General features: G+C 34.8%; 22 protein-coding genes. 6 read left to right on the top strand and 16 right to left on the bottom strand.

Annotated elements, in window-relative coordinates; genetic code table 11:
• Positions 1-173: 173 nt before the first annotated feature.
• The 11 genes from pepF to MHI02_RS07785 all read right to left on the bottom strand — a co-directional run bounded on the left by pepF (position 174) and on the right by MHI02_RS07785 (position 11,864).
• The gene (gene pepF, locus MHI02_RS07835) at positions 174-1,985 is read right to left on the bottom strand and encodes an oligoendopeptidase F (protein WP_060669331.1); all 1,812 of its coding nucleotides are present in this window, start codon (positions 1,983-1,985) and stop codon (positions 174-176) included.
• 319 nt (positions 1,986-2,304) lie between these two features.
• Complete coding sequence (locus MHI02_RS07830) at positions 2,305-3,498, bottom strand: competence protein CoiA (RefSeq protein WP_341165823.1); 1,194 nt, start codon at positions 3,496-3,498, stop codon at positions 2,305-2,307.
• 105 nt (positions 3,499-3,603) lie between these two features.
• On the bottom strand, positions 3,604-4,284 hold the full coding sequence (gene mecA, locus MHI02_RS07825) for an adaptor protein MecA (protein ID WP_060669329.1): 681 nt from the start codon (positions 4,282-4,284) through the stop codon (positions 3,604-3,606).
• Between the two features lie 419 nt (positions 4,285-4,703).
• Entirely contained in the window at positions 4,704-5,099 is a 396-nt protein-coding gene (gene spxA, locus MHI02_RS07820; RefSeq protein ID WP_047184075.1) for a transcriptional regulator SpxA, read from the bottom strand.
• 357 nt (positions 5,100-5,456) lie between these two features.
• On the bottom strand, positions 5,457-6,584 hold the full coding sequence (locus MHI02_RS07815; protein ID WP_341165822.1) for a putative glycoside hydrolase: 1,128 nt from the start codon (positions 6,582-6,584) through the stop codon (positions 5,457-5,459).
• 204 nt (positions 6,585-6,788) lie between these two features.
• A complete protein-coding gene (locus MHI02_RS07810) occupies positions 6,789-7,355 on the bottom strand; it encodes a Uma2 family endonuclease (RefSeq protein ID WP_047184077.1) in 567 nt (188 codons plus the stop codon).
• 25 nt (positions 7,356-7,380) lie between these two features.
• A complete protein-coding gene (locus MHI02_RS07805) occupies positions 7,381-7,971 on the bottom strand; it encodes a cob(I)yrinic acid a,c-diamide adenosyltransferase (protein ID WP_047184078.1) in 591 nt (196 codons plus the stop codon).
• Between the two features lie 199 nt (positions 7,972-8,170).
• Positions 8,171-8,446, bottom strand: coding sequence for a phospholipase A2 family enzyme (locus MHI02_RS07800; protein WP_047184079.1), 276 nt, complete (start codon positions 8,444-8,446; stop codon positions 8,171-8,173).
• Between the two features lie 346 nt (positions 8,447-8,792).
• Positions 8,793-9,362, bottom strand: a complete 570-nt coding sequence (locus MHI02_RS07795; RefSeq protein ID WP_341165821.1) for a Uma2 family endonuclease — start codon at positions 9,360-9,362, stop codon at positions 8,793-8,795.
• Between the two features lie 267 nt (positions 9,363-9,629).
• Positions 9,630-10,817, bottom strand: a complete 1,188-nt coding sequence (locus MHI02_RS07790) for an amidohydrolase (protein ID WP_047184081.1) — start codon at positions 10,815-10,817, stop codon at positions 9,630-9,632.
• Positions 10,818-10,883: 66 nt separating this feature from the next.
• Complete coding sequence (locus MHI02_RS07785; RefSeq protein ID WP_047184087.1) at positions 10,884-11,864, bottom strand: NAD(P)H-quinone oxidoreductase; 981 nt, start codon at positions 11,862-11,864, stop codon at positions 10,884-10,886.
• Positions 11,865-12,070: 206 nt separating this feature from the next.
• Between MHI02_RS07785 and MHI02_RS18550 the strand changes: the two genes are divergently transcribed.
• Positions 12,071-12,301, top strand: coding sequence for a DUF3994 domain-containing protein (locus MHI02_RS18550; RefSeq protein WP_047184082.1), 231 nt, complete (start codon positions 12,071-12,073; stop codon positions 12,299-12,301).
• A gap of 547 nt (positions 12,302-12,848) precedes the next feature.
• Here MHI02_RS18550 and MHI02_RS07780 read toward each other — a convergent pair.
• The 4 genes from MHI02_RS07780 to MHI02_RS07765 are packed head-to-tail and all read right to left on the bottom strand — an operon-like array spanning position 12,849 to position 16,729.
• The gene (locus MHI02_RS07780) at positions 12,849-13,553 is read right to left on the bottom strand and encodes an ABC transporter ATP-binding protein (protein WP_047184083.1); all 705 of its coding nucleotides are present in this window, start codon (positions 13,551-13,553) and stop codon (positions 12,849-12,851) included.
• Positions 13,546-14,823 (bottom strand): hypothetical protein, encoded by a 1,278-nt coding sequence (locus MHI02_RS07775; protein ID WP_341165820.1) that lies wholly within the window; start codon positions 14,821-14,823, stop codon positions 13,546-13,548. Before MHI02_RS07775 ends, MHI02_RS07780 begins: the two co-directional genes overlap by 8 nt.
• A 2-nt stretch (positions 14,824-14,825) precedes the next feature.
• Complete coding sequence (locus MHI02_RS07770; protein ID WP_204798146.1) at positions 14,826-15,977, bottom strand: ABC transporter permease subunit; 1,152 nt, start codon at positions 15,975-15,977, stop codon at positions 14,826-14,828.
• Between the two features lie 8 nt (positions 15,978-15,985).
• Complete coding sequence (locus MHI02_RS07765) at positions 15,986-16,729, bottom strand: ABC transporter ATP-binding protein (RefSeq protein ID WP_047184086.1); 744 nt, start codon at positions 16,727-16,729, stop codon at positions 15,986-15,988.
• Positions 16,730-17,058: 329 nt separating this feature from the next.
• Here MHI02_RS07765 and MHI02_RS07760 point away from each other — a divergent pair, with 329 nt between their 5' ends.
• The 3 genes from MHI02_RS07760 to MHI02_RS07750 all read left to right on the top strand — a co-directional run bounded on the left by MHI02_RS07760 (position 17,059) and on the right by MHI02_RS07750 (position 20,827).
• On the top strand, positions 17,059-18,468 hold the full coding sequence (locus MHI02_RS07760; protein WP_047183902.1) for an ISLre2 family transposase: 1,410 nt from the start codon (positions 17,059-17,061) through the stop codon (positions 18,466-18,468).
• A 1,181-nt stretch (positions 18,469-19,649) separates the two neighbouring features.
• A complete protein-coding gene (locus tag MHI02_RS07755; RefSeq protein WP_052771789.1) occupies positions 19,650-19,949 on the top strand; it encodes a helix-turn-helix domain-containing protein in 300 nt (99 codons plus the stop codon).
• Positions 19,946-20,827, top strand: coding sequence for an IS3 family transposase (locus MHI02_RS07750; protein WP_052771790.1), 882 nt, complete (start codon positions 19,946-19,948; stop codon positions 20,825-20,827). The genes MHI02_RS07755 and MHI02_RS07750 overlap by 4 nt, the downstream gene beginning before the upstream one ends.
• A gap of 451 nt (positions 20,828-21,278) precedes the next feature.
• On the opposite strand, the gene MHI02_RS07745 is transcribed toward MHI02_RS07750, so the two are convergent.
• Positions 21,279-22,136, bottom strand: coding sequence for an MBL fold metallo-hydrolase (locus MHI02_RS07745; protein ID WP_047186422.1), 858 nt, complete (start codon positions 22,134-22,136; stop codon positions 21,279-21,281).
• A 641-nt stretch (positions 22,137-22,777) separates the two neighbouring features.
• On the opposite strand from MHI02_RS07745, the gene MHI02_RS07740 reads away from it, so the two are divergent.
• Positions 22,778-24,118 carry a cytochrome ubiquinol oxidase subunit I gene (locus MHI02_RS07740; RefSeq protein ID WP_341165819.1) on the top strand — a complete coding sequence of 447 codons (1,341 nt, stop codon included), beginning with the start codon at positions 22,778-22,780 and terminating at the stop codon, positions 24,116-24,118.
• Complete coding sequence (locus tag MHI02_RS07735; protein ID WP_047186424.1) at positions 24,115-25,137, top strand: cytochrome d ubiquinol oxidase subunit II; 1,023 nt, start codon at positions 24,115-24,117, stop codon at positions 25,135-25,137. The genes MHI02_RS07740 and MHI02_RS07735 overlap by 4 nt, the downstream gene beginning before the upstream one ends.

The following is a 25,137-nucleotide window of genomic DNA, read 5'->3' as shown; positions in this document are numbered from 1 at the left end:
AGGGGGGATGGGAGAAAGTTTCATGATCAAACAAAAGGGGTATTTGTTTGTATTAAACTTACAACTATATAATATCAAGTTCATGTCGAATTTTCAAGGTTTTTGTTCATGCATTCACAAAAAGTTCAATTTTTTATTTAAAAAGGAGCAGGTACACCTGCTCCTTTGCTTAATTAATTTAATAATAGTTTTTCCATTTCATTTAACTTCTCTTCGAAGACATCCAAAGCACCTAAAATGGGCTGTTTCGATGTCATGTCTACCCCTGCTTTTTTCAATACTTCAATTGGGTCGTCACTACTTCCTGCCTTCAAAAATTCTAAATAACGCTCTACAGCAGGATCGCCTTCTGTTAAAATTTGATTTGCTAGGGCTGTTGCAGCGGAATATCCTGTTGCATATTGGTACACATAGTAATCGTAGTAGAAATGCGGAATTCTTGCCCATTCTAAACCAATTTCTTCATCGGATACAACAGCATCACCATAATATTTTTTATTAAGTGCATAATAAATTTCCGTTAATTTATCTGCTGTCAATGCTTCCCCATTTTTTGCCTGAACATGAATATCGTGTTCAAATTCAGCGAACATCGTTTGACGGAATACAGTTCCTCTAAAGCCTTCTAGAAAATGATTTAATAAATATAATTTTTCTTTTTCATCTTCTAAGTTTTTTAACATGTAATCATTTAATAATGCTTCATTACATGTAGAAGCTACTTCAGCAACGAAAATGGAATAATTTCCGTAACGATATGGTTGATTTTTTCTTGTGTAGTAACTATGCAAGGAATGTCCAAGTTCATGTGCTAATGTAAACGTATTATTTACATTGTCTTGCCAGTTTAACAGGACATACGGATTTGTTCCATACGCACCTGAAGAATAAGCCCCACTACGTTTACCTTTATTTTCAACTACATCAATCCAACGATTTTCAAAGCTTTGTTCAAGGATCTTTCCGTACTCTTCACCTAATGGTTTTAGTCCTTTAATAACGTAATCTTTCGCCTCATCATAGCTTATTTTCATCTCCACATCCTTTACTAATGGAGTATACATATCGTACATATGAAGTTCATCCACACCAAGAACTTTTTTACGAAGTTCGATATAGCGATGTAGTAATGGTAGTTTATCATTCACCGCTTCAACTAGGTTATCATAAACTTCTTCTGGAATATTATTGTTATCCAATGCAGATTGTCTTGCAGAGTCATAATTTCGCACTTTCGCTGAAAAATTATGTGTTTTCACTGTTCCGCTTAAAGTGGATGCGAATGTATTCTTGAATTGGCCATACGTATCATACATTGCTTTAAACGCATCTTTACGGACTCTTCTATCTTTTGATTCCATGAAGCGGCTATAACGACCATGTGTTAAATCGATTTCTTCCCCATTCTCATCTTTAATTGCTGGGAATGGTAAATCCGCATTATTTAACATACTAAAGGTCTGAGAACCTGTTGATAACGCTTCAGAAGCCTCTGCTAATAGAACTTCCTCTTTTTCGCTTAGGACATGTGGACGTTGGCGGTTAATTTCATCTAGAACCTTTTTATATTCTTGTAATTCCTTCTTTTCTTGTAAAAAGGATTCCAATTTCGTTTCATCCATCGTAAGAATCTCAGGAACTACATAACTCATTGAACTTGATGCAAGCGTCAATACCGTTTCTGCTTGAGCATTCATTGCTTGGTAAAAGGAATTCGTCGTATCTTGGTCATAGCGCATATGAGCGTATGTATATAACTTCCCTAATCGTTCTCCAAGTTCATCTTGCAGTTTGAATAGATTATAAAGAGTGTCCGCCGATTCGGATAGTTTTCCTTGGAACCTCGTAATTTCAGGAATATCTTTTTGTAATTGTTTAAACTCTTTTTTCCAAAGATCATCGGTTTCGAATATATCTTCTAGTTTCCATGTTTTTTCTACAGGTACTTCTTCACGTTTTGGTAATTGTTTTGTTGATTGTGCCATTACAAATTCCTCCTTTAATTCCTTCTCATAAATAATTCTAGATTTACTAAAATATTCCTTTTAAGGACGTTCAAAAAGTCCGGTGAAAATGACACTTCGCATTTCTTCGTTGGCTTGCTTTTCGGATACTCACGTATTGTTGCATACGTTCCGTTCCTCAAAGCTGCGCCGCCTCGAACTGCGACGCACAGGACGTGCTAGTGTCGGCGTTGCAATAGGACGTTGCGCATTTAGCCGACCTCGGTCCTTTTCATCCTCCTTTTTTGAACACGCATTTTTATTCTCTCCTATTTACTTAGTATATCGAAATACAGTAGATTCATGCTCGGATTTTGTTTCCTTCCTTCATTATTAATTGCTTGATTAACGCCTTATCTCCGTTTACCGCCTCTTCTACGTGAGTATATAACGAAAGCTGCTGATTCATTTTATAGGTATGGTTGGGCAAGATGGATAATATATTTAGTTTTTCTAGAATTTGAAGGTACTCTTTAATTGGGTCATCCTGGTATTGGATTAAAGGATAGGAAGATGTAGGTTTCATTTGTTTTCTTAGCTGATATTGGATGGAATGAAAGGAAATGATACTTCCAATTTCTAAAGGTTGTAGGAGATTCATGCAAATTCTACTTTGCCAATCCCATGGTGGTGATTTCATTCGGTATTGTGCGGACACAGGTAAATATACAATGGAAGGAAGACTTTCTACATGAACTTGTTTCAAATATAACCACTGATACCAAGCTAATTCCATCCCATATAAATTATTTCTTGGTTTAAGACGGAAGTGTAGCTTACGTTTTTCCCACAATGAATAGATTTCTTTTTTCATAAAATACGAGAGTGCAAACAATTCTTTAAAATGAAATTTCCTAATATCTATTACTTTTAACTTTCCAATTGCTTGGGTTTTTGTAGTAAAAAAGAGATCTTGGATAAAAATAAACTGAAGCGTTTGAGGACAAAAATAATATAATACAGAAGGCATTTCGTGGGAAAATCGATGTATAAATTGTTGAGTGAAGGAGTTGATTTTAAAGGCGTTTTTTCCCTGTCTTTCTAATAGGTTTGCTCCTAAAATCCATATTGGGGTTATTCCAAGCAATTTATATCCCCTATTGCGCTTGTTAATTTCCTCTACTGGGATCCTTGCACATTGATATTCTATTGCAATTTGTTTTTTATTAATTTTCAACAGGATGTCTGGTCGTTGACGAATGTCGGGGATATATTTTTCTAATGTTACTTCTAAACGTTGTTGCTTTAACCATTGATAAAGTAAAAATTTTCCTTGTTCATGATATATTCCCTCTCCTCCTTCACCTGCAGGACATTGATTCGCTGCATAATGAGCAAAATGAGGAATCTTTTGATTACCGGCTTTTATTAAAACGGCTTCATGACAAGATGGACAATAAAACTTCACTGCCTTTTGCTTTAAGCGTTCAATTTCTTTTCTTGTTAAATTCATTAACGTAATCATTTTTCCACTTTTTAATTTTGCTTGTAGCATATTGTTCACCACCTCCACTACAAACATTCGACAAACATTTACAAAATCCTTTATCAAATCCCTAAAAAAACAAAAAAATAGGCGCCCGTTTTATTTAACGAGCACCTATACTTGTGCAGGAAAGTAGGAACGAATTTGTTCAAAGGCGTTATATTCAAAAAGCTTCTTCCCATATTCCTCCAATACATGAATTGACATATCCGAATCATTCGCAAACTCCAATACTTGACTAATCAAGTCTTCTTGTAAGTGATCATCTAATAGGTCTGGTGAGAATTCCAAATAGAGATAGTATTTATTATGATAAGAATAAACTGTTTCTTCTACACTATCCGTATCATCTTGGAAGTAATGACTTAGTTGAATGGCATCTTCGAAATTATCAAATTCAGCAATAATCCACATCCCATCCTCTATAAAATCATTGTCTTCTTCATCATCTTGGCCTAAGTTCTTCCCAAACTTATCTTCAAGGAAATTCTCAAGCTTATCTTCAAAGTGACCGTTTAGCATTCCATCCGTTTGTAACTCGCCATTGCTACCTATTTTGGCTTTAGTCACAATAATCTCTAAACCTTTTTCAAGAGCTTGAACTTGAATCCACAAAGGACCATCTATGTTAAAATCCTCTTCCTTGTAATTTACTTCGTCCATCATTTGCCAGAAAAGCTGTTCACTTCTTTCCCGATCATACCAAATTTCCTCACGTTCAAAGCCAAGGTCTTCAATGTCTAGATAAGAAATATAAAATTTAACTGTATTTTCATTTATTCTCTCTATATCCATCCTTCTTTCTCTCCCTTCATCATTAGATAAGCAATTGGCTTGCTTTCTAAAAATTCTCTATAAAGTAATAAACAGTTAGGTGGAAGAGATTACTTCACCATATCTATATATTGAAAAAATGAAATGCTTTCGTTATCAATTGCTAATTAATCCACTCTGTTAATTCTATTGTATGATAGTGTACGGAATAATGGAAATTAATATGCCTATATATTTTTATAAATTTTAAAATTGATTCATTAGTTCCTATAAGTCTCATTTTGGCATAATTCCATACACTCAAAGTAGAATGGTTAATACATTATTGTAACGGATTTAAGTAATTTTGTCACGGTAAAATTCGCTATATAGAATAAAAACGCAGAACTATATATCATTCTGCGTTTTTATCATCTATTTATATGCAATTATTCCTTGAATTAATTAACCATTCTTTGTGCTTCACGTAGTTGGAATGTACGTACAGTTCTTGGTAAGAATCTACGAATTTCATCTTCATTATATCCTACTTGAAGACGCTTTTCGTCTAGAATAATCGGTCTTCTTAAAAGACCAGGATTTTTCTGAATTAATTGGAATAATTCTTTCATTGGCAATTGTTCAATGTTAACATCCAATTTTTGAAAAACTTTAGAACGTGTTGAAATAATCTCATCAGTTCCATCTTCAGTCATACGTAATATTTCTTTAATTTCATCTAATGATAAAGGTTCAGAGAATATATTACGCTCTTTATATGGTATGTTATGTTTTTCCAACCATGCTTTTGCTTTTCTGCAAGATGTGCAACTTGGTGAGGTATAAAGCGTTACCATGTAACTTCACTCCTCATTTCTAAGTATATATATTTCTAAAAAAATTAGCCTATGAAAACTTATTTCATTATTAAATTAAAATAAGTTTAAATAACTCCACTACCTAGTATACTACAATTGTCAAGTTAAAGGTAGAGGTTTTTTAGAAATAACAGGTAATTTTCACTGTTATTGACAATCGCATTTCCAACTACTACATAAGATACCCTATTCCTTTTCCAATTAAACCAAGTAATTGAAATAAATTAAATATGTAACCTAAAAAACAAGCATTTTCCTTTATAATCTATGGGCATTTTAAAAAGCAGACCTCCCTTTTTAGGAAATCTGCTTAAAATCCATACCTTTTCCATTTGTTTAGCTACCAATTAAATAATCTACATCTTGTGTATATTGATTCCCTGCGTTCCATAATAGGAATTCATTAATACCATTTTTATAAAGTGCGCGAATTTGCGCTTCTACTTCTTCCACACCATATGCTTTCGTTTTCCCATCTGTATACAACCATGGCGCCTCAAAATCTTGGATCCACGGCCTTGAAATTGGAGGGTTGTCCAATTTACTAAGAACACCGTTTTCCACTTTCGCGTACTCATCCACTAAGCGAAAAGGTTCTTTGTCAGGGATAGGTATTCCAAAGTAATTGTTTGACCAATGGCTTGGGTAAATCATCGATGAAATAACATCTACATTTTCTGATATTCGGGAAAAATTTTGACCGATTCCTGGCGCCTCTTCAATCGTTGCCGCATAACCAAAAATATCAACAGATACGTCTACATCATACTCTTCTAATTGTTCTTTCGCATAAGCAACAAAATCCGATACTGCTTCCACCCGTTTTTTCACGTTATTCATCTTTAAACTTTCATAATCTCCTGTTGAATATTGCAATATTTTATCCTTTTTCTCAAACCCTTCTGGAAATCGTACGTAGTCAAACTGAATTTCTTGGAACCCCATTTCTGCCGCCATCTTAGCAACGCCTATATTATAATCCCACACTTCTTTCTCAAATGGATTTACAAATGCCTCTCCATTCTTATTTGTCCATACTTGTCCATTTTCAGTAAAAGAAAGATCTGGCCTTTGTTTCGCTAGCATGGAATCCTTAAATACCACTACCCTAGCTATAGGATAGATGTTTTTCTTTTCTAATGTTTCCATCAACGTTTTTGGGTTAGGTATATCATTCGTAGCGACGGAATGATATGGGGAATCTTTGTCTACCTTAAACGACAAATTTCCATAATCATCCTTTACATCGATTACCATCGTATTTAAATCCGTTGATTCAACCATGTTAATTAAGGAGTTAAAACGGTCAGAACCTACAGCTTTTCCGGAGACATATATTCCTCTAACTGCATCAGGGTACGTAAAATCGTATTCCTCTGATTCTTCACCGTTCATAACATATGGGAAAATTAAACTCGTTATTGTCGTGAATAAAATAAAGTTTAATAAAACTTTTTTCATCATCTGTACCAATCTCCTTTGGATAAAAATTATCGATTGGAAGATGCTAAATGGTGGTTAATGGTGAAATTTATTTAATCTTATTATATGAATGCCTAGGGTTAAATATAGTTTGTAATTAAAGGTTAAAAAGACTGGTATTCACATTTCTTCCATTAAAAACCATTATTAAAAGCCTCCCAATGAAATTGGAAGGCTTATCTACCATTAATCTTCAAATATGTTTTTTAAATCAACACGAAAATCATTTAATACCTTTGATGTAATTTCTCCTGTTTCTTTTTTAATATCATGTTGTTCATACATTTCTTCATCATTTAAGGTATATACTGTTATGGTTTCCAGCATCGGATTGATAATCCAATACTCTTTCACACCATAATCCATATAAAGATTTAGCTTCGTTACTAAGTCGTGTGATTGGTTGGATGGGCTTAAAATTTCAACAATAAGCTTGGGAATCCCTACATATCTAGCATCTGTAAAACCAGTTTTATCACAAATAATACTAATGTCAGGTACAACGATTTTGGTACCTTCTATGTTGTCATTCTTTAATTCGATATCATACGGGGCTGAAAATACCTCGCAATTGCTACTAACTAAAAAATTTCCGAATTTTATTTGTAACTTACTCGATACACGCTGATGCTTTGTAGATGGTGAGGGTGACATGTAAACAAATCCATCAATATACTCCAATATTTCCTCTGATTTTTCACGAACTTGAAAATACTCTTCAAGCGACATAGAACTATTACGGTACAGATACATTTGTATTCCCCTCCATTTCATTCACTTATTGGTTTTTATCCTTCTTATTTGTTCCACGAAACACTCTTGCACTTCTTGCATACTCGACATCAGGAACATTTAATCTTGAATTAATAACACGTGCTACTGCAAATAAATAATCTGAAAGTCGATTGACATATTTTAAAGGGACTGAAGATATTTCTTCCTCTTTCATAAGCGCAACAATCATTCTCTCCCCTCTTCTTGCCACGGTTCTTGCAATATGAATCGTTGCAGATGCATCAGAACCACCAGGAAGAATAAACTTCTCCAGTTCCGGTGCCTCATCAATAAGTTCATCAATTTTGTTTTCCATATACGTAATCGGTTCTTCAGATAATGTCTGTTTTTTATTTTTGGATACATTGGATAATTCAGTTCCACAATCAAATAGTTCATGCTGTATTTTTTCAAGATCATCGATAATATCATGAAAAAGTTTTTTATCACAGCGGAGCTCAGAAATGGCTTTACCTATAAAGGAATTCAATTCATCTAATGTACCATAAGCCTCCACTCGAATATTATCCTTATCGACTCTACCGCCAATTAAACTGGTCTGGCCTTTATCCCCTGATTTTGTATATAAACGCATACGTTCTCCCCTCTCCTGTTCCTATTGCTAATTATCCTAATTATAGCAAAAGAAATATAGACAATCGAATAATCCATTGCCTTATTCAGACGTTTTTTACTTTCTCACTTAAAACCTGAAATCTCATGGGACTTCTGGCAAAGATAAAAATAGGAGCAATACAGAAGCCCCTATGTTTTTAAAGTGTTTTTACTATTCCCTAATTATAAAACGACTTCACCTTCATTAAATGATAGAGTGTTCGCGCTTGTCGTCCCTTTTGGGTATATGGATTAATTTTAGGCTCTAGGCGACGAAGAAACACCTGGTCACAGGCGTGTCTATTTCCGTTCCTTCTGTAGCATTCATCATGTGCTTTACAAATAGCATCGACATCATTGATTGGCGCACCAGGACCACTACATCCTGGTCCACACCATCTGTAGCCAGGAAAAACACAAAACCGAATACCTCTATTTCGTTTATGAGGTATCATATTTCTCCCCCCCTTTACAAAATGAATAATTTGTTTCTACTATAGAATATTCGGAGGGTTTTAGAATGGTATGAACGATTACCTACTTTGCCTTTGGCTGATAAAGAAAACTTCCATCAGTCGGCTTTTTCCTTCATCCCCCACTGATGTTATCGGATCTTTACGGGCAGTTGATCTCCCACCTACCTTCCTTTGGGTAGGATAAAAAATAGAAAATATAATGTAATTAAATATCGGTTGGGGGACTGTTGAGTAAGTGATTAACTAAAAAAGTACTTCAGATTACTTTTTTCATATTACAAATGGGGTGAACTGTGTTTGACTCATTTAACGAAAAGATATTTATTTATGAAGAACTAAATATATAATTTAAATCAACACGAAAACCATTTAGGAATTTGGAAGATATTTCTCCTATATCTGTTTTGATGTCATGTTGTTCATACATTTTCTCATCATTCAAGGCATATACCGTTATCGTATTTAACATCGGGTTAACTATCCAATACTCTTTGACACCATAATTCATATAAAGATTGAGTTTTGTTATCAAGTCATGGGATTGATTAGAAGGGCTTAAAATTTCAACAACCAGACTAGGAATACCTACATATCTAGCATCAGTAAATCCGCTTTTATCACAAATAATGCTAATGTCTGGAATGACAATTCTTGTTCCCTCTATTTTGTCGTCTTTTAATTCAATGTCATACGGTGCAGAAAATACATCACAAGACTCCCCTTCCAGGAAATTTCCAAATTTAATTTGTAACCTGCTAGATATCCGTTGATGTTTTGTTGATGGTGATGGTGACATGTAAATAAATCCGTCGATATATTCAAGTAGTGAATCCGAATTTTCACGAATCTGAAGGTACTCTTCCATTGAAACAGATTCATTTCGATACCGGTACATTTCATTACCTCTTTCCGTCATTGTTTTAGCCTTATTTTACCATATTTACTAAAAATATAGACAGACGTTTTTAAGATATTGGATAAACAAAAAGCCCCATCTCTCACCTGTAAGATGAGGCTTTCTATACGTTCTTTGCCCATCAGCGGAGATTTTCCTTCATCCCCCACTGATGTTATCGGACCTTTACGGGCAGTTGATCTCCCACCTACCTTCTTTGTTCCTCGAAAGCTTGGGGGGGTAATTGGAGATTAGGGAGCAAATAATTTATTCCTTATCTAAAAAATGACAAACAATATGCCCCACTGATTTAGCTGCAACAAGCATCGCATCTTCGTCAATATCAAATTTCGGATGGTGGTTAAAGTAAGGTTGCTGAACTCCCTTTGGGGTACAACCGATATAGAAATAAGAACCAGGGATTTTTTCCAGATAGTATGCAAAGTCATCTGATGGCGACAGTTTAGGGAATTCTTTCACTTCTTTGATGTCACTATCTTGTATCCCATTTAGGGTATCGGCAACAAATGATGTCAATTCAGGATCGTTATACAATGGTGGATAGTCCGGTGTATACGTAAGTTCACAAGTAACATCGAATAATTCTTCCAGTCCCTTCACAATCCTTTTGAATTCTTTGTCAATCACTTCCCGCGTTTCATCATTAGAATAACGTACGTCCCCCTCAAGTTCAATGCTATCTTTAATTATATTAAAGCTTCCTTTTCCGTCGAATGATCCAATGGTTACAACACCAGCTTCCATTGGATTTACACGGCGACTAACAACTGTTTGTACCGCTGTTACAAAGTAGGAACCCGCAACTATTGCATCATTTGCTTTGTCAGGAGATGATCCATGTCCACCTTTTCCTTGAATTTTCAATTTAAAATAAGTTCGACCATTAAAAGAATATCCACTATGATATCCAACTGTACCTGCTGGCGCCACTGGTAATATATGAATACCAAAGATGGCATCTACATCATTGAGTTTTCCAGATTCCATAATACTTTTTGCACCACCAGGAGGCTGCTCCTCTGCATGTTGATGAATTATTTTTATCGTCCCTTTTATTTGATCCTTTAGTTGGATCAGACAGTCAGCCAAAATTAACAAATATGCTGTATGAGCATCATGTCCACAAGCATGCATGACACCTTCATTTTTCGACCTAAATGGAACATCCGCTTTTTCCGTGATTGGCAGAGCATCAAAATCCGCGCGAAGGCCAATTGTCTTTCCCTCCGATGCTCCTTCTATCGTTACAATAATTCCATATCCGTTTCCTACATTCGTTTCTATTTCAACATCTTTTCCTTTATAAAAATCAGCAATGTATGCTGCTGTTTTTTCTTCTTTAAATGAAAGTTCAGGATGTTCATGTAGATATCGACGTATTTTAATCATCTCATCTTCTCGTTCTTCAAGCATTTTCATTAATTCATCTTTCATCATGTAAATCTCCTTTATAACATTGATTTTACACCTTTATTGTTAGTCGATGCCGCTACAACTGTATTAAAGACTTTGCCGTAAAATAATTTTCCCGATATTGCGATTTTCTTCCATATAATTATGCGCTGTTGCTACTTCTTCGATCGGAAAGACAGTATCAATAATAGGTTTTATATTTCCACGTTCTAAATGTGGCATAACAACTTCAGCAAATTCCTTGGTTAAATCAGCCTTATATTCATCACTTCTTGGAGTTAATAATGTCCCAGATAGCTGCACATACTTAGCCATTAACTCCATTAAATTTACTTTTTCCACAACGCCTCCACCAAGTACTCCGATTAGCACCCATCTTCCGGCCTTTTTGATGCTTGCTAAGTTTTTCTCCCAGTAACTAGCACCAATAAAATCTAAGATAACATCGACCCCTTCTCCATCTGTTGCTTGTAAAACTTCTTCATCAAAGGATTGTTCTTTATAATTGATCAATGTATCAGCACCAAGTTGTTTACAGAATTCCAGTTTCTCTTTGGAACCGGCTGTTACAATAACCTTTGCATCGGAAACTTGCTTGGCTAACTGGATAGCTGCTGTCCCCACACCACTCGCACCTGCATGAATAAGCACTGTTTCATGTCGCTTAAGTTTTCCAATCCAGTAAAGTGTTTGGTACGCTGTTAAAAAGACTTCAGGAATAGCCGCCGCCTCCTCAAATGAAAGGTTATCCGGAATTTTTAACGCCCGGTTAGCTGGCATAACGGCATACTCTGCATAGCCACCTCCATTTACTAATCCCATTACACGGTCACCAATTTTAAAGTGGCTTGTTTCGGAAGTTTTTTCAACTATACCAGCCACCTCAACTCCCAATATTGCACTTTTGGCATAACCTGATTTTCCCTCTCTTGTTACAATATCGGTACGATTTACAGCGGCGGTCTCGACCTTTATTAATAGTTCCCCATCCGATAAAGTTGGAATCGGTAAGTCCGTTAATTCTAGTTGATCAGATCCGCCTGGCTCCCTGACAATAATTCCTTTCATTTTCATTTAAATTCTCCTTTCTATCTTTTCATTGCTCTGTAGGTACTATTTAAAACTTACGCCTATTGGCAAAAATTAGTCAAATAATAAATTTATAACTTTAAAGATATAGTCCATCGATGTTTGTTAGTCAAGGTAAACACAAGGGTCAGCTGGGCCATTGACGTAATAAGTCATTATTTGCATGACTAGTATAGGTATTTTGGTTGTTAATTATTAACCGTTGGGAATGGGATTACATCAGAAGAGTTGTTTATTTTCATCACGACTATGTGTATAAAGATGGGAAAAAACAAAAGGAAAATCGTAATATAATGTCAATGAAATTACAACGATTTAACGGTGAAGGAATTCAACTTTTTGATTATAAAAAGATGAAAGCGATGGAAAGAATAAATGATGATTTTACTACAAATAAAATAAAATTTCTTCTTTAAAAGATACATAAAACTATTCCTTCATTCAATTTGGATGAAGGGAATTTTTCAGCAAAAAAATCCTGCACAATCATAAACTTACTTCACTCTTTCAGTTTCTTTTTTGGAATTCTTCACCTACAATAAAGGAGCAGTTTATAAAGACGCCTCATTTGTTTTGGTTAAGTATGGTATAAATTGAGCAAATTAGTATATGAATCCGGATTCTCTAAATAGAGAAGATCCAACATCGTCTCCACCTCTTTTTCGTTATTTTGGCGCCTACGGTAACTAACTGATCGCATATCGATATTTCAATCTGTGTCCTGATAACGATTTTTTCATTTCTAGGAATTTAGCAAATAAGGATAACCCTTGGGCTACCCTTTGTAACTTTTTGGTATATTGTCAATGATATAGACATCATTTTCGATAAGTATTTTGAAAAGATATAGAGTCAATTTGAAAATGAATGTGTCTACCGCGTTTTCCTCTTTTAGTTCAAAGTCCTAAGTTTAATGGTAATAGTCACTATAAAATCAGTGTTTTTCCTTTGGGTGAAGAAATATCATGTGGTGATACTGAGGTATAAATTCTCCAGATTCCCCATGTTGTCACCGATATACTCTAAACTATTATTGTATATTATTCCAACCTCGTCAGCTAACTTTTCACCTAAACCCATAATATGAGTGGAAAGTAAAATTAAACAACCTGTGTTAGCCAATTCTCTCAAAACATTTCTAAATAAAACAATCTGTTTCGGATCGAGGCCATTTGTTGGTTCATCCAGCAATATTATTTTAGGCTGATGAATAACAGAAATAATAAATGCAACCCTTTTTTTTGTGCCTTGGGATAAGGAATCCATAGGCTGGTTACGATATTCCATTAAATTAAAAGTATCTAGCCATTTTTCTATCTGATTCTCTAAAAATCCTTGTTCCAGGCCTCTTAACTGCCCTACCAATCTTATCATTTCTATAGTAGTCAAAAATGGATAAAAATACGGGTATTCCGTTAAATAACCTATATTTTTATTAAGGAATTCCTTATCTTCTTTTCCAAAAGAATTAAACAAAGTAATAGTACCTAATGTAGGTTTTATCGAACCCGCTAATAAATTAAGAAAAGTAGTCTTTCCCGCACCGTTCGGTCCTAAAAGTACATATATTTTCCCAGAACTAAGTGTCCAATTTATATTATCAAGAGCAACTTTTTCTTCATAGGAATGAGAAAGGTTGTTTATTTGTATATTGAAACTATCAAACATAGAGTACACTCCTAACTGTTTTTTCATGATAAAAGACCCTCACAAAAATAATTCCTAATATTATAGCTTCTATTAAGAGTAACTTACCAGAAATAAGGAGGCTTCCAAATACTGACAACATGCTTATACCCGAAATTATTACCCCTACCATATTTATACGATAATACGTGCGCGAATTGAAATCAGAAAACTTTAGTCCAATAAAAATATATATTATACTGATTACAAAGTTAAACATTACAAGTTGAAATATATCATTAGTAATATCTACGACGGATAGATTGTAATAAATACTCCAGAACAGATAAATACTTAAACCAAATAAAAATACCAGTGAAAAGCAAATAAACCATTTCTTGACAATAAGCTTTTTAGAAGATACTCCTGTGTATTTATATAAGTAAATTGTTGACTCTTCTAGGCCAATAATATTTAAAGTCCATGCATCATGCATTAGAGTCACCAAAATTAAAGTTACTAGTAAAATAACATTGAATGGTAACTTCGATTCTAATAAGAAACCTATTTGTCCTACTACCAATAATATTGTTAGGGGCACAATTCTTTGGGGATTAAATAGTAATATTAATTCCTTTTTTATAATAGGATTCCCCGACAAAATGGTCCCCCGTTTCTTTCGTTTAAATTTATTTATTTCATAAAGACGTTTTTCCCAACTCTTTTTTGAACACCAATAAAAAAAGAAAGAAAAAAGAAAACTGGCTATTATCTTAATTCCTAAATGCCCCTCAAGTAAACTCGTTATAACAATTAATAAGGTACCTGCTAAATGAATTAACTTCCACTTTTTATCTAGATGAAAGGTTAAAAATATATAAGGTCCCAGGAACCCCCCCAGAATAACTTCTGTTTGGTACTCAAATATACGACCAAGGTAATTTGAATAGAATATTAATGAACCAAATAAAATAATACTTATTAAAATAATGGGCATGGCCAACTTTAAAATGTAATACCAGGTAATAATACTTACTTTATAAGTTGTAAGATATAAAAAGGATACTTCTTCGCTATCATACTGACTAAAACTAATAAATACTCCTATTATGATACCTATTAAAAGGGACGTTGAACTAATGATAAGCGGCTGATTGAATTGTAAGATAATAGGATAAAAACTTCGGAGGGAATATGCTAGCCCCAAAATAAAAAGCACAACAATGGCCAAGTCGGTTCCCTTCCAATTTCTTATTTTTCCTTTAAACAGTTTTTTGAATAAGTATAGGGCGATTCGTAAATTTTTTGTCATAGTTACCCCAAAGTATACTTCTCCTTTTTAAATAATTGAATAAATATCATCATTAATAGAATAGTGTAAAAAATCGTAGATAAAATCGAAATAGATATAAAAGATGTAGATATCTCATTGATCAATATGCTCTTTATAGATAATACACTATTAACTACAGGGATCAATGCTAGTTTTAAATCTGTACCCTTTTCCATCATTGTACTTATAAACCCAACAAATATAATAACTATATATAGAGGCATAATATATGAATTGGCTTCTTTAACGTTTTTGGAAAAAATCCCTAGAATTAAAATTATATTACTGAAAAACAATGATATTGGGAATAATATTGTCAACAATAGAAAGAAATTCACAATATCAATATTAATTAGATTTTCCATATCTAACATATTTGCTGAAATTAAAGATCCCACTATAAACCCTGTTATAGTTAGTAAGGAGGTTATTATACCAAAAAAACTGGTAGATAGAACCTTGCCCAATGCTATTTCACTACTACTTTGACTTGAGGTCAATAATGTAACTAAGGTATTCCTTTCTTTCTCGCCAGCAGTATTATCAACACCAATTCCCATTATACCCGCGATAACACCAATCAGTATTATGTATGGGATTATAGAAACCAATTGACTACGTTGACTCTCGGGTGTAACATCCGTTGATTGAAATTTAAAATCATATAAACTTGTTGTGTCTATATTTTCTAAGCTATTTATAAAATCATTTAACTGATTCTTTTCTATTAGAGAAAACCATGCTTTTACCTTTTCATAACTTGCCAATGATTTTGGAGAATTTGCCTTATATTGATAACTTACCTTGATTTTACTTCCATTTCTAGCGAGATTCATAATGCCTTCTATCTCATCATCTAACAAGACCTCTTTTTTTCTGTCTCCCTCATATATTATAAATGGTATAGTCTGAAAATTTTCCCGAATAAATCGAGCATCATTCTTTTCTAGTGCTATAGTAGGTATATTCGATTGAGCAGCATCTAAACTTTTTTCTTGAAAGTAAGTAACACCAATCATTAATCCAGGATAAAATACTAATGTACTAATAACAATAGTTAACATAACTCTAAAATCTATCAATGAATGCTTTACTTCTTTTTTAGCTAATATATAAGATTTGAAAATTTCCAATTTAAAAATCACATTCCCATTTTAACATTTTTATTATAACGTGTAACATCAAAAAATAAATCCTCCAGTGAATTGTAATTATTAATTACATCCATTGTGTTACTTTCATAAACTAAGTTTCCTTTGTTTAAAACAATCAACCGATCACACATTTTTATATCAGTGATAATATGTGTTGAAATAATAATAGAAGTCTGAGTTTGTTTTAATTTTTTTATTATTTCTCGAACGTAATAAGCAGCTATTATATCTAACCCGTTGGTTGGTTCATCAAGTATAAGTAAATGTGGTTTATGTAATAATCCTCGCGCAATAGAAATCTTTTGTTTCATTCCTGTTGAAAGATGACTGATTTTTTTATATAGATAATAGTCAAAATCTAACAAACTTGCCAATTCTGTTATCCTATTAAAGGCCTCTTTTTTGCCGTAACCATGCACTCTACCAAAATAATACAGGAATTCAAAAGATGTCATGGACCCATATAAACCGGTTTCTACTGCGACATATCCAATGTCATCTTTAATTCCTCTGTTATGAGTTGAGGTGTAATTATTATTAATTTTAATTGTACCTTCAGTAGGTAGTGTAAGTGAAGCTATCATTCGTAACAAAGTAGACTTTCCCGCACCATTAGGGCCAACTATCCCTAAAATTTCTCCACTATTTAGTTTAAAGCTAACATCATTTACAGCCTTAATTTGTTTTTTCTTACTCGAAAATACTTTGCTAATATTATTTACAGTTAACAATTTTAATTTACCTCCATTAAATGGAACAAAAAAGCCACTAAGTGGCTTTTGACTTTTTCATTAATTTCTATTAATAACTTATTAAACATTCTATTTCCCTATGAAAATTAAAAACAAATTTTTGATTACACTGGACGAACAGAACAAAAGGTTATTACTTCAGTTTATAAGCAAAACTGCCCTTAAAATATTCTGTTCGCCAAAGACCAACTCACCTCTATGTGTAAAATAGTTCTCGGGGATTTGAAACAAAATTCTAGAAAAAAAAGAAAAGGCGCTCTATCATAAATGTATGCTGACCGGCAAATACATTTGAAAGAGGCCTTTTCATGAATACAATTATATCAAAAATCAGCGAATTATTAAAGGATACAAATGATTTAATTGACTTTGAGGAACATGTTCAAATTTATGTATATGATCTCCTTACTAAACTGATGGGGAGCGTATTTACACAACTTAATCAAACGATAAAAAGAAGAATGCAAAGTAAGGGTTGGACGGTTGAACGAGAAGATGAAAAGACAATTCAGTTTATCTTTGGGGCAGTTCGTTTTACGCATACATTAATGCACGATATCAATGGGAAAGCGCATTATCCTTTTGATGAGTGGGTTGGATTTAGAAAATATCAGCGACATAGTCCTTTAGTTGAAGTAAAAGTGGCGGAGTTGGCTAGTGAGAGTACGTACCGAGAAACTGCACGCATATTAAGTGAATGGACTGCCGTGAATCTTAGTCATACGACAGTGGGAAGTATGGTGAAGCGTGTAGGAAAAGCACAAGCGCAAGCTGATGAAGAATTGTTAGCTGAATTAGAGGAAGCTGCCTATTTACCAAAGGGGAAAGAATTGGAATTTTTATTTGCCGAGGCAGATGGTGTATTTGTGCGTGGGACTAAGGAAAAAACAAGTCATGAAGTACATCATGCAGTGATCCATGAAGGTTGGATTAAAAATGGAAAGCGCGTATCCCTAAAGAATCCACAAGTTATTATGACAACCAAACCAACAAATGATTTTTGGAAAGAAGTCCAGGCGTTTACAGCTAGTCATTATTCCTTAGAAAATACACAAGTTGTCACCAATAGTGATGGTGGTCCCGGTTATACGGCAGAACGTTTTCAAGAGGCTTTCTCACAGTCTAGTTATCCTGTTTTAAATCAATTGGATTCCTTTCACATTTCTAAAGCACTGAATCGAACTTTTGGAGTTAAAAAGAGCGAGTTTAAAGAAGGTGTACAAAAGGCAATCAAAGAACACGAACTGGATGATTTCATACGTTGGATGGATACATTGGAGAGCACTTTAGAAACGGATAAGCAGTTAGAAAAGGCCGAGGATTTTCGTAGATATATTGGCGGTAATTGGGATCGAATTTTTGATTGGAGAGAAAAAGTTGAGAATCCACCAAAAGAGGCAAGGGGCATGGGTGCAATGGAATCCAACCAACGACATATTTCATTCCGAATGAAAAAGCGTGGAATGCATTGGAGTTTAGAAGGTAGTGAGGCAATGGTGAAGATCAAACAAGGGATTCTAAATAAAACATTACGATCCGTCTATTTGAGAGACCAAAGGCGAAGTGTAAGAAAACAACGAGACGTGAAAAAAGTGGTTCGTATGACTGAATTTCTACGCCAGGAAACCCAGCCGTCAATTGGAGCAAAACAAGGTAAAATAAGCCTAAATACAGCTCATTCATCAGCTATTGGACAGTTAATAAAAAGTTTTAGATAACACCCTGATTTTTAGGTAAGGTTCTTGGTTTTTAGAACGTTACCTAAAAATTGGGGACAGCAAGCGACAAGGGTCGCGCGGTAGCCGAAAAAGTGTACAAAAATAGAGTGCCGGAAATATTGGTGTGAAAGACACACCGAGAAAAACTTGACGCATACAACTCACCTGAAAACTTTCATAATTGCTTTTCTAATCTATATTATTTATTAAAAGCAATTATTTAATGAACGGTACTAGGGTTTATAAGGACTCCACCAATAACAATTAACCCACCAACAATCCAAACCATTCTTTCATCCCCCTTTTTTGTTAAATTTTTCCAAAAATTCCTTACATAATAAATGGTAGGATATTCCTTCACAGAAGTCAATACCTATTAAACAACTTGTTTGGAGATGAGTACTCTAATTTAGTAGATTATGAGTTACCTTTCCCTTATTAAGCCTATTGGATTATATTATTTTTTTCTCCAGTTATCTTGATTCCAGATAAAATTCCTTCCAAATTAGCCGAAAGACATAAGAAAATGGCAGACCATTTATTGTCATTGCACATAACCGATTCTCCCTACAAACAGATTCCCAAATATGATTATCGACAACTCCGAAAGGGAATTACCTGTGCAAAATGCCATTCGTTTTCCGTTACTTTAGAAAGCAGGAAACTTGTATGTCATGAATGCAAAGAAGAACTTGTTGCTGATGCTGTAATAAGAAGCGTGAATGAATTTCGGATTTTATTTCCAAATGAAAGGATAACAACGAATATCATTCATGAATGGTGTCAGATCATACCTTCACAAAAAAAGATTAGAAGAATTATCTCAAGCAATTTCAATAAGGTAGGCGAGCATCGCTGGTCTTACTACGAATAAAATAAGAATAAATTATTAGTCCTTCATTCATTTGGGTGAAGGATTTTTTTTGTTTTGGGGAATCCATTCTATCTTTTGATCGTTTGCTTCGCTCTTACAGTTTCTTTTTCTATGTCACGGACTTTTCCTCAACAATTCCCGGTTCTTTTGGCCGTGATAACACGCGTCACGGACTTTTCCTCAACGATTCCCTGCTATTTTGTCCGTGATAACTTGATATTGTATCTATAAAGTAGACAATTTTAGAAAGTGTCCTATTCATTTGATAATCTTATATATAGAATTAGATAGAAAATAGGGGATGAATATGACAAGACAACTAAAAAGATACAGTTATGAATTAAAGAAAAAAGTGGTTGAAAAGTATTTTGAGGGGTATGCAATCCGAGATTTGATAAAGGAATATAACATTAGTGCACCTCGAGTAGCGAATCGGTGGGTTAATAAGGTACGTGAAGGAGGTTATGAAGCGTTAAAAGATACAAGAGGTATGAAAAGCATAGGTAAACAGAAACGAAAAGAAGAGGAAACCAAAGATGAGCTTATCGAACGACAAGCATTACAAATCGAATATTTAAAAAAGCTTTTGGAGCTGGAAAGGATGTGAGAAAGCAGAAAGAGGTACAATTTGCCTTTATAGAAGCAAATGAGAAAGATTATCCTGTTACGATGTTAGTGCAACTGACTGATGTATCACGATCTGGTTATTACAAATGGAAAAAACGTGGAGGGGGTAGTGTGCAGGCACAAAAGGACGAAGAATTATACAACTATATCATCCAATTACATCATAAACACCGTGGTACATTGGGAAGAAAAAGAATGAAAATGGCATTAAAGGAGGAATATGACATTGAGGTTGGAGAGATGCGTGTCTCTAAAATCATGCGGAAATATGGTATTCGTTGTAAGATCCGCCAAAGGCGCTTTGTTAAGCGTAACGAGATAAATAAAAAAGTACCGAATATATTAAATCGAAACTTTCAAGCAAAGAAACCCGGAATGAAGTTTGCGATTGATATTACCTATTTACCAGTGATAGAGGGGCCAAACAAGAATCTTTATTTGTGTGCGATTAAAGATTTATTTCATGACGAGATTGTGGCGTATTCTATTAGTCAACGTCAGGATATAGAGCTTGTATACGAAGCGTTAGATCGTTTAAAAGAAAAAAAGTTTGTGAAAGGTGCCATTTTACATAGTGATCAAGGCACACAGTTCACAAACGCTGGTTATCAAATGCGTGTCAAAGAGATGGGCCTCACCCCATCCATGTCCCGCAGAGGCAACTGCTGGGACAACGCATGCATTGAAAACTTCTTTAGTCATTACAAGTGTGAAATAGAATGTTTTTTTGAAAACACAGAGACTGTATTCGAAGTTCAAAATGCGGCAAACCAATATATCCATTACTTTAATCATAATCGAATCAACACAAAATTACAAACGAGTCCTGTAAAATATATCAAGCGTTACGCAAGCTAAAAATGCACCGCAGGGAACCACAGCGGAGCTGCTTGCCCTTGCCTGGCATGCCTCTTCTTAGTGATTCGGTGTGTTGGGGATAGGGGCCCCCGACCAGCGAGAACTTAGAAGAGATGGTTCGTGGTACGCTCTGTGTGCGAATAGGGAGCTTTAATAGCTTTATTTTTCCCGATTCGCCACTTTATTCACCACCACGAACCCAAATGCCTGGCAAGGGTGGCGTATATGATCATAGCTCAAACTATCGGAAACAAAGGTATTGTGAAAAGTTTTTTGAGACACTTTGGTACTGTCTACTTGACAGAAGCAGGTGTAACTCGCATCACGGACATTTCTTCAATGATTTCATATTTATTCGTCCGTGATAATTCCATGACTAATTGGAACAGCTGTTATTATATATGCATCATGCAAAACAAGCCCTGCTTATTACACAAGGCTTGTGCATACTTTAGTGTAAATTTTTATCGACATACTTCCCATAATCTGGTACAGCAATACTATCAAAGTGTAAAATTAACTTTTCTAAGCTCTCAGATAATTCCTCACCAAACATAGAAAACCCATGTCCAGTAACGGCAACCGATGGATTCAACGCTGCTAATTTTTTAACTGACTCCTTTGCGGCTTTCCAATCTGTTGTCAGATATCGCGGTGGTCCACTTATTTCCTGTTCCTGTGTTAAAACTTTATATAAATATTCTTGCTTAACGGTAACAAATGCATCTCCCGCTATTAATGCTCTGTCTTTTTCTCTAAATAAGGAAACATGACCTGGTGCATGTCCCGGTGTATGAATCCATTTAAATTCAGGCATGTGAGGGACTGATCCATCGGAAGGAAGCGTTTCAATATGATTCCCTAAGTCAATTGGTTCATTTGGGAATATGGGTGACATTTTTGAAACCATGCCACCTTCTACCGTTGGATCTGGTTCTGGATAAGCCTTCTGACCTGTTAGAAAAGGCATCTCTAATTCATGTGCATACACAGGTACTTGCCAATGCTCAACCAATTCAATAATAGCCCCAACATGATCAAAATGACCATGTGTTAAAATAATCGCTTTTGGACGACTGTTTTCACCAAATCGTTCTTCTGTAGTGGAAATAATTTTCTCGGCAGAATGTGGCATTCCTGCGTCAACTAAAACGAATTCGTTTGATTCCGGTTTCCCAACTAAATGAATGTTAACAATTTGGACTGTATGACAATATAAATCCGGTAATACTTCTATCCCCATTCCACTTTGTATGGATGTTGTAGGTATATATTTATAATCACTACCGTAATTCATATCTTGATCCATTTGTATTCCTCCTTAAGAATTCTTCTGTTCAAACGTATTGTTCCCGCAGTTGAGTAAAATACTTAAATACGTCCTACTTTGCGAATGTTCCCATCCCAACTACGTTAATCTAGATTTTTGGCCGTATGAAGTATGAATAGCGGAGCATTGATTTTTTCCTTCCATTCCGGCACTCAAAGGGATTTACTTTGGATAAATTCAAACAAATATGAAAAGAAGCTGGGACATAACTAAAGGGTTTATTTCCAAAGTCGAACAACGCACTACCTTAGTGGAGGAAATATACAGACATAACGTTGATTAAATATAAAAGATTTTGGAAGACTATATTATTATGTAAAAAAACTTTTCTATATTATGCACAATTGCCAAGGGGAAAGTGATGGTGTTGAAAAAAGTGAATGAAACCCCTTTATTTCACACAATTTTAACAACCTTTGGGATAAAGAATCTCCATTCACAATAATTTCATAATGTATTAGCTAAATTGTCATAAGTTGCCAATTTATCAATTGTAATTTCATCTATAATAATATCAAGTACATTTACACCTTGAACATAGTGTTTACTTTAAATTTCAGTAGGCTACATGCTCAGGATTACACTTAATTTATATGAGAGTTAAAGGGGGAATTATAACTATGTTATTTGAGGATCCGGTCATAGCTAGTCGATTTTTAACATTACTTACTCTTTCTTTTCACATTATTTACGCAACGATCGGAGTAGGTGTTCCACTTATGATTATGATTGCACAGTGGATCGGAATTAGAAAGAACGATGAACATTATATTTTAATGGCTAGACGGTGGGCAAGAGGATTTGTTGTAACCGTTGCAGTTGGTGTAGTTACAGGAACTGTAATTGGACTTCAGCTTTCACTGCTTTGGCCAAACTTTATGGAATTAGCAGGTCAAATTATAGCACTTCCTTTATTCATGGAAGTATTCGCGTTTTTCTTTGAAGCCATATTTTTAGGTATTTACCTATACACATGGGACCGATTTGAAGATCAGCGAAAACACTTCTTCCTGTTAATTCCAGTTGCCCTTGGTGCGGGTATGTCAGCTTTTTTCATTACCGTAGTAAATTCTTTTATGAATGCACCACAAGGGTTCGATATCATTAATGGACAACTGGTTAATGCAAATCCAATTGCTGCCATGCTTAATCCAGCAATGCCGACAAAAGTATCCCATGTCCTTGCAACTGCTTATATGACTGTCGCATTTATGCTTGCAGCTATTGCCGCTTACCATTTAATAAAAGGTTCTAATCACGTATATCACAAAAAGGCACTTCATTTAACCATGAAAGTTGGATTAATTTTCGCCATTGCAGCAGCGATTATTGGAGACTTTTCTGGAAAATTTTTAGCAGAGTATCAACCTGAAAAACTTGCTGCAGCAGAATGGCACTTTGAAACCGAAGAAGGGGCACCTCTATTAATGTATGGGGTACTAGATGAAAATAATGAAGTCAAGGGTGCTATTAAAATACCTTTTGCCTTAAGTATATTGGCTTTCAGTGCTCCTACAGCAGAAGTCATTGGATTAAATGAATTTCCTGTGGAGGAAACACCTCCCCTTATTGTCCATTATTACTTTGATTTAATGATTACCATTGGTGTCTTTATGATTGTTCTATCACTTGTTTATTGGATAGGAATAAAGCGTGGTTGGGCTTTTGTAAAAGCAACATGGTATCGTTGGTTAATTGTCCTAGGAGGCCCATTATCCTTTCTTGCTATCGAAGCAGGCTGGTGGTTGGCAGAGGTTGGGCGACAGCCGTGGATTCTTCGTGGGATCATGACTGTAGAAGATGCAGCCACATCGAGTGACTATGTAGGATTCATGTCTATCCTATTTATTCTTTTATATATCATATTAGGAATTGGTACGGTTGTTGTACTTCGTCGAATGTTTAAGAACAATCCAGTGGAGAAAGAGCTTAAAGCCTCACAAGGTGGTGATAACGCATGACACTTGAAATTTTGGGTATAACGGTACTCTGGACATTTTTGTTCGGTTACATCATTATAGGCTCAATTGATTATGGTGCTGGATTCTTTAATGCATACAGTATCATCACACGGAAAGATCATATTTTATCTAATGTTATTCAGCGTTACCTGTCCCCTGTTTGGGAAGTTACCAATGTATTTTTCGTGTTTTTCTTTGTAGGGATCGTAGGATTCTTTCCGGATACAGCCTACTATTTTGGTACCATTTTTCTCATACCGGGTAGTATTGCGTTAATCTTACTGGCAATACGTGGGTCATATTATGCATTTGAAACATACGGAAGTAAAGGACATAAGGGCTATGCGTTTATGTATGGCTTATCTGGGCTTCTTATTCCGGCTTCCCTTTCCATAGTGCTCACGATATCTGAAGGTGGGTTTGTCTTTATAGAGGATGGAAATCCAGTTCTTGATTATTGGGCATTATTCACAAGTCCATTATCATGGTCGATTGTCATTTTAAGTATTGTCGCGGTGCTTTATATTTCAGCTGTATTTCTTACTTGGTATGCAAATAAAACAGGTGATGTAAAAGCTACAAATTTAATGCGCAGATATGCACTGATTTGGGCATTGCCTTTAATCATTACTGCTAGCGGAATTGTTTATGAGTTAAAATTTCATAATCCCGAACATTATGAGCGCATTATAGACCTATGGTGGATGTTTGGTTTATCCTTTATATTATGGATTGCAGCCGTTTGGTTCATTTGGAAACGAAAAAAGTATGGAACTGCCGTTTGGCTAATGTTTGGTCAGTTTGCACTAGCTTTTTATGGATTTGGAATTTCCCATTATCCATACCTGTTATATCCATATTTAACAATTTACGAAGGATTTACCAATCAAGCAATGGCCATTTCACTCGTTATTGTATTTATTCTTGGGTTTGCATTGTTAATCCCTTCTCTCTATTTATTATTTAAATTGTTCCTGTTTGATAAAAATTATCTAAAAGGAAGACAAAAGAAGGAGTGA

This window comes from Oceanobacillus sp. FSL K6-0118 (assembly GCF_038006665.1).
Taxonomy (GTDB): Bacteria; Bacillota; Bacilli; order Bacillales; family Amphibacillaceae; genus Oceanobacillus; species Oceanobacillus caeni.
Note: the sequence above shows the minus strand (reverse complement) of the source record. Positions and strands in the feature narration are given on the sequence as shown.